This is a genomic window from Corynebacterium kutscheri, assembly GCF_000980835.1.
Taxonomy (GTDB): Bacteria; Actinomycetota; Actinomycetes; order Mycobacteriales; family Mycobacteriaceae; genus Corynebacterium; species Corynebacterium kutscheri.
On the sequence record NZ_CP011312.1, the window covers coordinates 878,925 to 892,285 of the forward strand.

The window sequence follows — 13,361 nt, forward strand, 5'->3', positions numbered from 1 at the left end:
GCAGTACATCCTAGCTACTATTGCGTCGGATTTTGAACTTGAGGGTTATCTGGTTCCTGTGGTGATTGCGTAGCATCAGTATTGTGATCTGTAGTGGGAGCAGCCGATTCTATGGGTGTTTCTTCAATCGAGACATTACTGTCTGTACTTTCCTCAGCAGTATTAGGCTCTGTGGTTAACACAGGAGTAGACACCAGAGATTCCTCTGGGATTATTTCGCTTGTCGACGGTGCCTGCGTAGTTTCGATAACTGGCGATGTTGGTGGCACAGAAGTTGGGGAAACCACTTGGTTTTGTGGTGCAGGTGCAAGTACCCCATTGGTATCCGCATGGTTTGTCTCGAAGGTTAAACCACGCAAAATAATGAGAACACCAAAAATAAGTAAGAGCACTGCTGTCGATGCACGCATTCGTCCACCAAGAGTAAGCATTTTGTGCCAGGTTGATTGCTCAGTTGAAACTGCTGGCTTAGTGTGATCCTGGTCGTTTTTTTCTTGATTAGCAGTAAATCGAGGTTGCGTAGCGGCAGGATCATTGTGTGCCTCGTGCTTACGTGCCGGATCTTGAGCATCACTGCTAGGTAGAGTGACTACTTGAGGTTCGGTTTCAGTAGCTGCCTGAGCAACAATAGTTGATTTAGCCTGTGCTTGGTCATTGTGCTTTTTGATAGACCTGGTGAGCTTATTAGCGTCAGTTTTATCAGCTTGAGTATGATCCGGCCAAGTCGATGGTGTGTGGGCTGGATCAGAAGTTAATCGGCGAGACATGTCATGGTTGACGCTGTCAAGAAATTGGCTTCCTGGTTCGGGAAGACCAGTAGCAGTAGGGATGGAACCGTACTGTGGCCAGAATTCGTCGATAATGCTGGTGCGAATAGCACGTTCAACTCGCCATTGACTGCCAGGTTTTACTTGGCAAATAAAGCGAATATTTACTGTCCATGGCATACCGACTGTGCTTGGGGCGGTAATTGCGGTTGATTCGTGCACACTGAGTTCACCAAGTATTTCAGAAGCGATTTCTTTTTTGGTTAGTGCGCGCTGAGCAGCTCGTGTGGAGCGCTCAATAGCATCATAAATAGAGTGCGATCCTAGTAGTGGGATGGGCATAACCACGACTGCTGAAGACCAATAGTTGGAATTATTAATAGATACTCCGGCAGAGGAATTAGGAATGGTAACCGTTTCTTCAGCAAGGGTACGGATTCGAGTGGCACGCATAGTGATTTGGATAACTGTGCCTTCAGCAGTGGTTTTACCACCTTCGAAGCGCACCCAGTCACCGACACCATATTGTTTTTCAGTAAGAATGAAAAAACCAGCCAGGAAATCAGCAACAATTGACTGAGCACCTAACGCAATTGCTGCTGAAGCTGCAGTTGCTGGCAGTGCAGCAGAGGATAGAGAGAAGCCAAGTGCCTGCAAGATGAAAGCGAAAATAAGAAAGTAGGCAATGATCTGACTGACATAGATCGCCACACCAGCTATAGCAAGATAGGCTTTGGACTCATCAGTGTCTTCGGCTAATACCTTGCGTTCAATAATTCGCATAACTAGGCGGCCGGCACGCGGAACTAGAAATGCGGCAGTTATGAGTAAAGCAAGCGTTATTCCGGTGGTGGCTACCCAAGCCCATAATGCAGATGCAATGTAATTCAACGGCATGTGTCACTAGTGTACTGAGTACATGTTTATTGATGGGGTGTTAAGAATGAGATAAGGGTAAAAGGGAAATAAAAATGTGATTTTTGCTATATTTTCCCCGGTTATCTATGGTGGGGGTAACCAGCAATAGCTGTCGAGATGCAGAAAACATAATGCACGGTGTAGCATGACTGCTTATGAACATTATTCGACTTGTAGTGATTACCGCGCGGCGCTTGCCGGCCGCGGCTTAACCTATAAGTCGTCAATGTCAAGCGCCCTCGGAAGCATCACAAGTGCTTCGCGAGGGTTTTTTCATGGCTTATCCACATGACTATGGAGCGTTCGAAAACGAGAATGCGGGTGACCCCCATCCATTCGCGGTTTTGAACAATTATTGATGCACGTTTCTTAACCCAAGGAGTTTGAAGTCGTGGCAGCTTCCACTCACCCCAGTCCCGCCACAATTGCACAGCGTATACGACCATCAAAACCACAACGTATGACCGGTGCTGATGCAATTGTGAGATCGCTTGAAGAGTTGGGAATTGACCTAGTGTTTGGTCTTCCAGGCGGCGCAGTTTTGCCGCTTTATGATGCGCTCTATGCTTCAAAGAAGGTACGTCACGTGTTGGTGCGCCATGAACAAGGCGCAGGTCATGCGGCAACTGGATATGCTCAGGCTACCGGTAGGGTAGGGGTATGTCTGGCAACATCTGGACCGGGTGCAACCAATCTTGTTACTCCGATTGCAGATGCATACTTGGATTCAGTACCAATGGTGGCTATTACTGGTCAGGTTGGGCGTCACCTTATTGGTACGGATGCTTTCCAAGAAGCTGATATTCGCGGTATTACGATGCCAGTGACCAAACATAATTTTATGGTCACTACCCCGGAAGAGATTCCGCAAGCAATAGCAGAAGCCTTTCATCTGGCAAGTACTGGCCGTCCCGGTCCAGTTTTGGTAGATATTCCTAAAGATATTCAGGCAGCGGAGATGGAGTTCTCGTGGCCGCCAATTATTGATCTACCTGGGTATAAGCCGGTTACTGTGCCGCATAATCGCCCTATTGAACAAGCAGTTAAATTAATTGCAGAGTCAAAGAAGCCGGTTTTATATATTGGCGGTGGGGTAATTAAGGCAGAAGCTCATCGGGAACTACTCGCTTTTGCCGAACATACTGGGATTCCAGTTGTTACAACTTTGATGGCATTGGGTTCCTTCCCTGATTCTCATCCATTACATATGGGGATGCCAGGTATGCATGGCACGGTTGCTGCAGTGGGAGCAATGCAAAAATCTGATCTTTTGATTACCATTGGTGCGCGTTTCGACGACCGGGTTACTGGCGTATTAAGTACTTTTGCTCCAGAGGCGAAGGTGATTCATGCAGATATTGATCCTGCTGAGATCGGTAAATTACGTGCAGTAGATGTCCCTATTGTTGGCGATGCTCGCGAGGTATTAGAAGCGCTATTGACTACCTTTAAAAAACGGGTAGCTAGTGGCATAAATATTTCCCAGTGGCGTAATTATTTGTTTGAACTTAAAGAGAAATTTCCACGTGGTTATGATCGCAGCGATGATGGGTTACTAGAGCCACAGCAGGTTATTCGCGCCATTGCCGAAACTGTGGGCACGGATGCGATTTATTGTACTGGTGTGGGCCAGCACCAGATGTGGTCAGCGCAATTCCTTGATTTTGAACAGCCACGCACGTGGTTAAGCTCTGGCGGGGCAGGAACCATGGGTTATGCGATACCAGCAGCTATGGGAGCAAAAGCTGGCGCGCCGGATAAGGAAGTATGGGCGATTGATGGTGATGGTTGTTTTCAAATGACCAATCAAGAACTAACTACCTCTGCAATAGAAGGTTTTGCTATTAAAGTCGCCTTGATTAATAACGGTAATCTAGGCATGGTGCGTCAATGGCAGACGCTGTTTTATGATCGCCACTATTCGCATACCAAGTTGCGTGAGCAAGATGAGTATATGCCAGATTTTGTGAAGCTTGCTGAGGCTCAAGGTTGTGTGGCCCTCCGGGTAACCAAAGAGGAAGAAATTATTCCGGCAATTGAAAAAGCTCGATCAATTCATGATCGTCCAGTGGTTATCGATTTTATTGTTGGTGAAGATGCACAGGTATGGCCGATGGTTTCTCAAGGGGCATCTAATTCAGAGATTCAATATGCCCGTGGTTTACGTCCTTTCTTTGAAGCTGATCAATCAGCAGGCGAGGAACCCCAAAGTATTCATGCTGTCATTGACGAAAGCATGGAGCAGGCTCAAAAACATAATTCCCATACTGCGGCAGGAGAGTAGAAAATGACTACGAATAGCACTGTCACTCGTCATATTTTGAGTGTTTTGGTACAAGACGTTGACGGTATTGTCTCGCGTATAGCTGCTATGTTTACCCGTCGTAGTTTTAGTTTGGTGTCATTTGTATCCGGACGTACGGAAAATAAGGGTATTAATCGAATAACAATTGTTGTCGATGCTGACCAACTCAATATGGAGCAGATTACTAAACAACTGAATAAGTTGATTCCGGTGTTGAAAGTGGTGCGTTTGGAAGAAGATTCCACAATTGCACGAGCACTCATGCTGGTCAAAGTTAATGCTGATGCTTCTGATCGACCACAGGTTGTTGATGCTGCCAATATTTTTCGGGCACGAGTTGTTGATGTAGCGCCAGATTCAGTTGTTATCGAGGCGACAGGTACTAAAGACAAGCTTAATGCGCTGCTGGATGTTCTTGAGCCTTTTGGTATTCGGGAATTGATTTCTTCTGGGCAGATCGCACTACACCGTGGACCTAAAACAATGGCTCCCCGGCAAAGCCGATAAACTTCCCATTAAATGAGATTAATACCGGTTTTAATCTCATTGTGTGGTACATATAAGATATTCCAATTTAGAAAGGTATTTTTATGGCAATCGAAGTTTTTTATGATACAGACGCGGATCTATCGCTTATTCAACAGCGTAAGGTTGCAGTTATTGGTTATGGTTCGCAAGGGCATGCCCATGCACAGAATTTGCGTGATTCAGGTGTCGAGGTAGTCGTCGGTTTGCGTGAAGGATCAAAGTCTGCCGAGAAAGCTCAAGAGGCTGGGTTTGAGGTTTTGCCTGTTGCTGAGGCGGCTGAGTGGGCAGATGTCATTATGATTTTGGCTCCGGATACTTCTCAGGCAGCTATTTTCACTGAGCAGATTGAGCCGAACTTACGTGATGGTAATACTTTGCTTTTTGGCCACGGATTAAACATTCATTTCGGTTTGATTAAACCGGCGGAAAATATCACGGTAGGTATGGTTGCGCCTAAAGGACCAGGTCATTTGGTTCGTCGTCAGTTTGTTGATGGCAAAGGCGTGCCGACGCTTATTGCTGTTGATCAAGATCCCCAAGGCGAAGGACAAGCGTTAACTTTGTCCTATGCGGCTGCTATTGGTGGCGCTCGTGCGGGAGTTATTCCTACTACGTTTAAAGCTGAAGCTGAGACTGATCTTTTTGGTGAGCAAGCTGTTCTGTGTGGTGGCGTGGAAGAACTTATCAAAGTTGGTTTTGAGGTTCTTGTTGAGGCTGGTTATGAGCCAGAAATGGCATATTTTGAGTGTTTACATGAGATGAAGCTTATTGTTGACCTTATGTTTGAAGGCGGTATTGCCAATATGAACTACTCGGTATCTGACACCGCGGAGTTTGGTGGATATCTGGCAGGCCCACGGGTTATTGATGCTGATACCAAGAAGCGGATGAAGGAAATTCTAGCTGATATCCAAGATGGCACTTTTGTAAAGCGCTTGGTAGCAAACGTAGAAGGTGGCAATAAGGAACTAGAAACCCTGCGTGCTCAATATGCTAATCATGAGATTGAAAAGACTGGCGCTGCGCTGCGAGATATGATGAGCTGGGTTAAAGTTGATGCCCGTTCTGAAACCGCTTAGGGGTTAGCTACTTAGAGATTAGTTATCGGAAAAGTTGGTTTTATTTTCTGCTTGATTTGATAACGTGGCGAAGTAGACAGAATGAACTAATGTCCCTGCTTAACGGTAGGGGCATTTTTCTTTAGGAATTGTTTTTTCATAGTGTGACCTATTTTTTGTTTTCAATTAAGTGAAATTATTGAAAATCTTGCTATGATCCTAAACTATGACCAATGCACCAGATTCGCACCGCCGTAAGCTTTATCAAAACCAACGTGTTCCGCAATATATTCCAGCACGCGGTGAAACTACAGCACATGCTGCGCATCTTCACTCACATGCGGTACATGAACATGCTCATGACCATCAGGGACATACTCATGACCATCATGCGCACAACCATGACCACCAGGGACACGGTCATCATCACGGAGATGATCACAGTCACGGTCACAGCCATGGACATGATCATGCGCATGTGCCGAGTAGTCTTAAAGCCCTTATTGCTGTCATCGGTTTTACTACGGCAGTATTTTTAGCTGAGGTTATTGGTGGCTTATTAAGTGGTTCATTGGCATTGCTATCAGATGCAATGCATATGCTTAGTGACTCCACCGGTCTTATTGTTGCTTTGGTGGCAATGTTGATTGCTTGTCGAAAAGCAAATTCTATTGCGACTTTTGGCTACCGGCGCGTTGAGGTGATGGCCGCCTTGATTAATGCGGTGACGGTGACTGCTATTTCAGTATGGATTGTTATTGAGGCAATTTCGCGGTTGCGCAGTCAGGAAGAAGTCAATTCCACCATGATGCTTGTTGTCGGCATTATTGGCTTGACCGCAAACATTTTTGGCGCTTTGGTGTTACATCGGCATAAAGACGAAGGTGTCAACCTACAAGGCGCTTATCTGCACGTCCTAGTGGATCTATTTGGGTCAGTCGTAGTGATTGTCGCGGCAATTGTATTGAAATTTACCGGAATTACCTGGGTGGATACCATTGGGTCTTTGATTATTGCCGGAATGATTTTGCCGCGTTCTTTCCAGTTATTGAAAAAAACAACGATGGTGCTTATGGAGCATGCACCTGCCAATATGGATATGAGGCGAGTTGAGCATGCTCTTAAAACTGTGGTGGGGGTGGAATCGGTTCATGATTTGCACGTGTGGTCGCTTGATGGAAACGAGACCTTGGCCACCTGCCATTTGATTCTTGATGAAAATGTAACACCTGGGGTAGTGCTTGATACTGCCCAGGCTGAACTGCGTAAATTAGGCATTGGGCATTCGACTATTCAGTTAGAAGAAAAAGGACATCTCGAACACGAAGAAGTATGTTCTCCACATTAGGCTTAGCTAAGTGGGTATAACCAGACTAGGATAAGGTCTATGGGTTTTCTTACGCCAAGCTATGATCTCATTGACCTTTTCCACCGTATTGATCGCGGTGATTTGCAGTTACCAGATTTCCAACGTTCTTTTCGCTGGGATGTTGATCAAATTCGTTCGCTGATTGTCACCGTGCTACGTGGATACCCAATGGGATCAATTATGGCGCTTGATACCAGAAACGAACCTATGCGCTTTAAACCACGTCCGGTAGAAGGTGCTCCTGATACCGGGGAAGCACCAGGTCTTTTGCTTCTTGATGGGCAACAGCGGCTGACTACTTTGTATCAAGCTCTACGTGGTGATGGCATGGTGCAGAGTGTAGATTTTAGGCAAAAACGCGTCCAGCGTCGTTATTTCATTGATATTCGTAAAGCCGTGGAATCGGATATTATGCCCGATGAAGCTGTTATTTCTGTGAACCAAAATGGTGAAGTGAAGTCTCACTATGGGCCAGAAATTGCCGGTGGAATAACTAGTATGGAACAAGCTGTGGCGGCAGGTTTCTTACCGTTATCGGCATTGCTCTCAGATAGCGGAACGGATCTTCTATTTGATTTTGCAGCTCATGCCGACTCAGAAGTTCTTGAATTAACCAAGCGTTTCCACAATCAAATCTTGAAACCTTTGGTGCGCTATCGAGTTCCTATGATTCGATTGGATCGAGAAACTGCACAAGCTGGCATCGGTTCTATTTTTGCGCAAGCTAATTCCAGCGGATTGCAAATGGATGTATTCGAGCTTCTTACCGCTGTTTTTGGTATTCAAGACCCAGAGTTTTCACTCAAAGAGGATTGGGCGAAAACTGAGTCGGTACTGCGTAAATTCCCAGCGTTAGATGGTATCTGCCAGACTGATTTTCTTACCGCAGTTGCCCTATATGTCACTGCAAAAAATGGCGCTGCACGTGGACATCGGGAAGCTATTTTGCGTTTAACTTTGGCTGAGTATATTCCTGCGGCAGAAAAGATGCGTGCTGCTTTCCGGGCAGCGGCACATTTTATGGCTGAGCGGTGCATTATTACCACCGATCAAGTCCCTTATACCGCACAGTTGATTCCACTTGCAGTTATTGTTGCTAGCTTGAGTGAAGAACATGGAGTGTTGTCCACGCGTAGTGCCTGGGATCGGCTCAATCAATGGTTTTGGTGTGGCGTATTTGGTGAGCTTTATGGCGCAGCTTCAATTAAGGCGCGCTCGGGTGCAGATGTTGATCAAGTAAGTGCTTGGATTCGTGCCGCCGCAGCTAATGAGCTGGGCGACTATTCTCAAGATGTGGCAGCTTTGACTCCTAAATCGGTTCACCAGGCGCGTTTTGTGGAGTCGCGTTTATTATCTGCCGGGCATAATTCTGGATTATATAAGGGTATTTATGCACTCATTATGGGTCGTGGTGCAAAAGATTGGCGTACCGCACAACCTTTTAATGCTGCTACGTTTACGTATCTAGGTGTGCATTTTAGGCAGATCTTCCCGGCCATGTGGTGTGAAATGAATGATATTGATCCAGTACTTGCGCAAAGCGTGCTTAACCGTACCCCAATGTCGCGGCGTACACATGTCATGGTAGAAGATTCTTCACCAGCGCGGTATTTGATTCGGATGCAGTCAAAGTCGCTTCTTGACGATACAGATTTCGATGCGATCTTAGAAGGACATCTGCTTGATCCAAAGTTGATTCTTAATGCGGATGCAAATAATTTTTTCCGTGATCGACGTCGGCGTTTCGTAACGATGATTGAGGAAGCAATGGGTAAACCTGCTATCCACGACGTTGATGAATATGATCTTGCCGGTGGTGAGGAAGGCCCTAACGCGTTTATCCAGTAAAGTGCTTCGTGAATAGTTGTAAGGGGGTTTTACGAAGTGCGTAGGAACTGGGTAGCAGTACTAGCAATTATGGGATGTATAGTTGCTTGTACACCAGCGGATAAGGATCCACGGGCGGGTATTAGTCGTACTGGTAGCGATCCTTATCTAGAAGCTCGGGTGGATAATCTCAATCGACATGTTTCCCAATCTTTTGCAGCTACTCCGCGCGTAATTGGTGGTGATGAAAACACAGGTGTGGCTGCCTCGCAGCTCTTTTTTGATGCTTCAGATACTGTGGTCATTGCTGCTGATAATGTTCAGGATCAATTACGTGCAGCAAGTATCGCGGTTGTATCTCATGCACCAATGCTGACCCTGATTGAAGGAAAGCGCATGAGTATTCTGGAAGAAATTGTGCGCTTAGGTGCACGTTATATACTTACGGTAGGTTCGGTGGACATAGCTGCATCGACGGGTGGAATGGTCGTACAACATGATCCCGGTAATTTTGCTGCACTAGGGCAGATGACCGCGGTGCAATTTCACCCGCATTATATTACCCATGCTGGCAATGTTGTTCGGGAGGTAGCCCATTTAGATAGTGATACCCCAGAATTATTGCTTCCTGGATGGGATCCGCATATGCAGGAAAAAATACTAACTAATAGTTACGATGACGGGCATAAGAAAAATAAAGCAGCCGCTTTTCCTGCACAATCAAAGCGTGATGCCGGAATAGCACCGATTGTTATAGCTGATGGGCAATCAAGTATTGCCGCAATTGCAACAGCACGAAGTTATGGTGCAGACGTGCGAGTGATGGATTATCCCGATCCCAGGATAAGCAGAAATAATATGAAAATGGTGGCGGGGCTTTATGATCAGCCGCTTATTGCTTTAGGTGATCATTTTGGCACTGATGCGCAGCTTGCAGAACAAATTCGTCTGGGTGAGGAAATTCCTACCCAGATTCTTGGTGGCGGTAGTTTAGTCTTTCCTGGACGAACTATGATTGCACTGCGTGTTAGTGATGAGGATCCTTATCAGATAACGAGAGAACTGGAAGCAAAAATTTCTGATTACACTCATCGTAGTGATAATCAATTAGTGCCGACAGTAGTTGTTGATAATACAGCCGATCCAGCAGTGTTAGTGAAGTGGGCTAAAACAATGGCGCACGTTGGCGGATATGTTTTTGCCTATATCGGTGCTGAACAGCTAGTAGAAGAAACACTGAACTACTATCAAGAAGCATTAAATCAAGAAAATGTTGGGGTTATCGTCGATAAGCGTAATCCGATAGAACTGAATGCAGCGATTAATTGGTTGGATCATTTTGTCGATGAGCGAGCATTACCACAGAAAGCAGTAGTGCTACCTGCCCAGCAGATTGACGGATTAGATTTAGCCAGTCTGCGATTATCTTTTGTGATGTACTCTGATTTAGCAGCACAGAGCAACCATGTGCGAGCACAGGAAATATATGCCACGACTTTTGCCGATGCTGCTATACAAACAATACATCGCGCAGTGGCACTTCCGAGTGACCAGTCAGTAGCACACATTGTTGTGGATTATGTAACGCAGTTTTTGCCTCATCCAGTGCTTTATATTTACTCAAGATAGTTGATTGCGGCGAGAAGCGGTGAAAAACTGTCGAGTAGTAGATAAAGGTGGGGAAGTGGTTTAAACTATTGGCAGTTATATGCCGTTATGAGGGTGTATAGCCGTATTTTTGATGTGGTTATATCAAAGATGCGAGGAATCTTAACCCCAGGAGTTTTGCGTCGTGAGCCCACATGATCGTCCCGTTGTATTAATTGCTGATAAGCTCGCGCAGTCTACTGTTGACGCACTTGGTGATGCAGTAGAAGTGCAGTGGGTTGATGGATCTAATCGTGTGGAATTACTTGGTGCTGTACCAGAAGCTGATGCTTTATTGGTACGTTCAGCAACCACAGTTGACGCAGAAGTATTAGCTGCTGCGGCGAAACTTAAAATCATCGGCCGTGCCGGTGTGGGGTTAGATAATGTTGATATTGCTGCTGCTACCGCGCGTGGCGTGATGGTAGTTAATGCCCCTACCTCGAATATTCATTCTGCTTGTGAGCACGCTATTTCATTACTACTTGCTACTGCACGTCAGATCCCCGCAGCTGATGCGAGTTTGCGTGAGCGGCAGTGGAAGCGTTCGCATTTCCTGGGGGTAGAAATTTTTGGCAAAACTATCGGTATTGTTGGTTTTGGGCATATCGGTCAGCTTTTTGCTCAGCGTCTTGCTGCATTTGAAACTGAGATTATTGCTTTTGATCCTTATGCGAATCCGGCGCGAGCAGGACAACTTGGTGTAGAGCTGGTGGAACTTGAGGAACTTATGGCTCGGGCAGATTTTGTAACTATTCATCTGCCTAAGACAAAAGAGACGACGCACATGTTTAACGCTGAATTATTGGCTCAAGCAAAGCCGGGGCAAATTATTATCAATGCTGCTCGGGGTGGACTTGTTGATGAGCAAGCTCTTGCAGAAGCAATTATTTCCGGTCGGATTCGTGGTGCTGGATTTGATGTTTTTGAGACGGAGCCATGTACTGATTCACCACTTTTTAATTTGCCGGAAGTAGTAGTAACACCACATTTAGGTGCATCGACATTAGAAGCACAGGATCGAGCCGGTACCGATGTTGCTTCCTCGGTATTAAAAGCACTTGCTGGTGAATTCGTTGCTGATGCAGTTAATGTTTCTGGTGGGCGTGTTGGTGAGGAAGTTGCTCGTTGGTTGGATTTGGTACGTAAATTAGGTTTAGTTGCTGGTCGATTACTTGGTGCGGCACCGGTTGCGTTGGAAGTAGAAGCCCGTGGTGAACTATCGACGGAAGACATTGAGTCTTTGGGCTTGTCTGCATTGCGTGGGCTTTTCTCGGGTTTCGTGGAAGAATCTGTGACATTTGTTAATGCGCCGCGTATTGCCGAAGAACGTGGTGTGGAATTGACCGTATCGAGTACAAGTGAATCTGTTACTCACCGTTCGGTCGTCGAGGTTAAAGTTATTGGTTCAGAAGGTGAAACAATATCTGTGGTTGGTGCCTTAACTGGCTTGGAACGCGTGGAAAAAGTAGTGCGTATTAATGGCCGTGGTGTTGATTTGCGTGCCACTGGGCGTAACCTATTTTTTGAATATACTGATGTGCCGGGTGCCTTAGGAGTGGTCGGCTCTGAACTCGGTAATGCAAATATTAATATTGAGGCGGCTGCGTTAACCCAAGCAATTAAGGGTGATCATGCGATTTTAATTTTGCGTGTGGAGCGAGAAGTTTCCAGTGAGCTGGTCGAAAAGATTGCTGCGCGTCTGGGGGCGACTGCTATACAAGTTGATCTTGGTTAGATGTTTTAAGTTAAGCCTTGCTCATGGGAGAGCGTATTGGTCCTTGAGCAAGGTTTTTCGTTTATTGAGCATAGTAATTTCCTAGGTACTTATTTCTCGGTGTGTTACACTCACTTTAGTTCATATAGCGAGAAGAAAGGTTCCATAATATGAAACTCGCTGTGATTGGTGGTGATGGCATCGGGCCTGAGGTAACTGCCGAAGCATTGAAAGTGCTGTGCAGTGTTCGCGACGATATTGAAATAACTGATTATGATCTAGGAGCACGTCGCTACCTAAAAAACGGTGAGTTGCTTACCGAGGCAGATTTAGCTTCACTTAAAGAACATGACGCTATTTTATTAGGTGCGATTGGAGCACCGGATCAGGTTCCACCGGGAATTTTGGAACGTGGTTTGCTGCTCAAAATGCGGTTTGCTCTCGACCATCACATCAATTTGCGCCCAGCAAAACTTTATCCGTCTACACAATCACCACTTACTAACCCAGGTGATATTGACTTTGTCGTTGTGCGAGAAGGGACAGAAGGTCTTTATTGTGGCAATGGTGGCGTTTTGCGGAAAGGTACTGCTCAGGAAATCGCTAGTGAGGTTTCTCAAAATACCCGCTATGGCGTAGAACGAGTAGTACGTGATGCTTTTACACGCGCACAGCATCGACGTAAACATCTCACACTGGTGCACAAAACTAATGTGTTAGTTAATGCTGGTTCTTTATGGCATCGCACTGTTGAGGAAGTAAGCCAAGAATATCCTGAGGTTACCGTGGAATATAATCATATTGATGCGGCCACCATTTATTTGGTTACTGATCCTGGGCGTTACGACGTTATAGTTACCGATAACCTTTTTGGCGATATTCTAACTGACCTTGCTGGTGCTATTACTGGTGGTATTGGTTTAGCTGCTTCGGGCAATATTGATGCCACGGGCACGTATCCTTCGATGTTTGAACCGGTACATGGATCAGCGCCAGATATTGCGGGTAAGGGGATCGCTGATCCTACTGCGGCTATTCTTTCTGCAGCTATGCTATTGCATCATTTAGGTGATACCGCTCATGCACAGCGTATTGAAGCTGCGGTGTTAGAAGAAATAAGTACTCGTAGTGGTTGTGTGAGCACCACAGCAATTGGTGACCGAGTAGTTGATTTGCTTAAAAAATAGTGCGGGGATAAAAATAAAGTGGCAGGTGTATACCTGCC

9 protein-coding genes are annotated in these 13,361 nt (G+C 45.9%); 8 read left to right on the forward strand and 1 reads right to left on the reverse strand.

What is annotated here, in order from left to right; translation table 11 throughout:
* Positions 1-17: 17 nt before the first annotated feature.
* Positions 18-1,664, reverse strand: coding sequence for a mechanosensitive ion channel family protein (locus UL82_RS04060; protein WP_046439142.1), 1,647 nt, complete (start codon positions 1,662-1,664; stop codon positions 18-20).
* 412 nt (positions 1,665-2,076) lie between these two features.
* Between UL82_RS04060 and UL82_RS04065 the strand changes: the two genes are divergently transcribed.
* The 8 genes from UL82_RS04065 to UL82_RS04100 all read left to right on the forward strand — a co-directional run bounded on the left by UL82_RS04065 (position 2,077) and on the right by UL82_RS04100 (position 13,323).
* Positions 2,077-3,969 carry an acetolactate synthase large subunit gene (locus UL82_RS04065; protein ID WP_046439144.1) on the forward strand — a complete coding sequence of 631 codons (1,893 nt, stop codon included), beginning with the start codon at positions 2,077-2,079 and terminating at the stop codon, positions 3,967-3,969.
* 3 nt (positions 3,970-3,972) lie between these two features.
* Positions 3,973-4,497: an acetolactate synthase small subunit gene (ilvN, locus tag UL82_RS04070; protein ID WP_046439147.1), complete on the forward strand. Its 525-nt coding sequence runs from the start codon at positions 3,973-3,975 to the stop codon at positions 4,495-4,497.
* Between the two features lie 83 nt (positions 4,498-4,580).
* Positions 4,581-5,597 carry a ketol-acid reductoisomerase gene (ilvC, locus tag UL82_RS04075; RefSeq protein WP_046439149.1) on the forward strand — a complete coding sequence of 339 codons (1,017 nt, stop codon included), beginning with the start codon at positions 4,581-4,583 and terminating at the stop codon, positions 5,595-5,597.
* Between the two features lie 205 nt (positions 5,598-5,802).
* Complete coding sequence (locus UL82_RS04080) at positions 5,803-6,924, forward strand: cation diffusion facilitator family transporter (RefSeq protein WP_083966409.1); 1,122 nt, start codon at positions 5,803-5,805, stop codon at positions 6,922-6,924.
* 39 nt (positions 6,925-6,963) lie between these two features.
* Entirely contained in the window at positions 6,964-8,793 is a 1,830-nt protein-coding gene (locus UL82_RS04085) for a GmrSD restriction endonuclease domain-containing protein (protein WP_046439151.1), read from the forward strand.
* A 36-nt stretch (positions 8,794-8,829) separates the two neighbouring features.
* Positions 8,830-10,401, forward strand: a complete 1,572-nt coding sequence (locus UL82_RS04090) for a hypothetical protein (RefSeq protein WP_126316852.1) — start codon at positions 8,830-8,832, stop codon at positions 10,399-10,401.
* 163 nt (positions 10,402-10,564) lie between these two features.
* Positions 10,565-12,157 (forward strand): phosphoglycerate dehydrogenase, encoded by a 1,593-nt coding sequence (gene serA, locus UL82_RS04095; protein WP_046439153.1) that lies wholly within the window; start codon positions 10,565-10,567, stop codon positions 12,155-12,157.
* A 149-nt stretch (positions 12,158-12,306) separates the two neighbouring features.
* Positions 12,307-13,323, forward strand: coding sequence for a 3-isopropylmalate dehydrogenase (locus UL82_RS04100; RefSeq protein ID WP_046439155.1), 1,017 nt, complete (start codon positions 12,307-12,309; stop codon positions 13,321-13,323).
* Positions 13,324-13,361: the final 38 nt, after the last annotated feature.